Genomic DNA, 1092 nt, shown 5'->3' with positions numbered 1-1092 from the left:
CTAGGTGTACTCGGCCAAGAGGTTGGTGACTCGCGTCGGTAGTTGATCAAGAGGAGACCTCCGGGCGTAGTGGAGATGCCGTCTTCACCACAACCGGAGGTCTTGGTGGCCCACGCTAATGCCCGGCTGACCTTTCATGGCAGATGTCTTCTGGTGCGCCGTGTCGTGCACGACCGGCGCCCGGTGGCCCACGTGGCCAAGGAGCTGGGAGTCTCGCGACAGTGTGCGCACCGATGGGTGGCCCGTTTCCGGGCCGAGGGCTGGAGTGGCCTGCACGACCGCTCCAGCCGCCCGCGCACCTGCCCCAGGCGAACTCCCGAACACCTCGAGGCAGCAGTGCTCAATGCACGGCGTGCTCACCGGCGGGGGCCGGACTTCCTGGCCGCGGAAACCGGCGTTCCCGCGCGGACGGTGACCCGCATCCTGCGCCGCCACCAGATGCCTCGCCTGGCATCCTGCGATCCGCTGACCGGGCAGCCCATCCGTGCCGAACGCCGCACCCACGCCCGCTACGAACGTACCCGGCCCGGTGAACTCGTCCACCTCGACGTGAAGAAGATCGGACGGATCCCCGACGGCGGAGGCTGGCGTGCCCACGGCCGGGAAGCCGGCAAGACCTACGCGCAAAAGCAGGCCCGGATCGGCTATGACTACGTCCACGCTGCCGTCGACGATCACTCCCGCCTGGCCTATGCCGAGATCCACGCCGATGAGAAGGCCGACACCTGCGCGGGCTTCCTGACCCGCGCCGCTGCCTTCTTCGCAGCCCGTGGCATCGACCGCATCGAACGCGTTCTCACCGACAACGCCTGGACCTACCGCAAGAGCAACGCCTTCCGGCAGGCCGTGGCCGATCTGGGCGCCGAGCAGCGGTTCATCCGTCCGCACTGTCCCTGGACCAATGGCAAGGTCGAGCGCTTCAACCGCACCCTGCAAACCGAATGGGCATACCACCAGGTGTTCACCAGCAACACCGAACGCGCCCACGCGCTGGCGCCGTGGCTGACCTTCTACAACACTCGACGCCGACACACCGCGCTCGAAGGCCAGCCCCCGATCAGCCGACTGTCACCAAAGTCATGACCGAGTACA

At 67.2% G+C, this 1092-nt stretch carries 1 protein-coding gene; it reads left to right on the top strand.

From position 1 onward, the window contains the following. Positions 1–105 precede the first annotated feature (105 nt). Complete coding sequence (locus AC3EUV_RS38350; RefSeq protein ID WP_432147164.1) at positions 106–1083, top strand: IS481 family transposase; 978 nt, start codon at positions 106–108, stop codon at positions 1081–1083. The last annotated feature ends 9 nt before the right edge of the window (positions 1084–1092 follow it).

It is taken from the genome of Streptomyces sp. bgisy130, from assembly GCF_057708345.1.
This window is presented reverse-complemented; position numbering and strand designations above follow the sequence as displayed.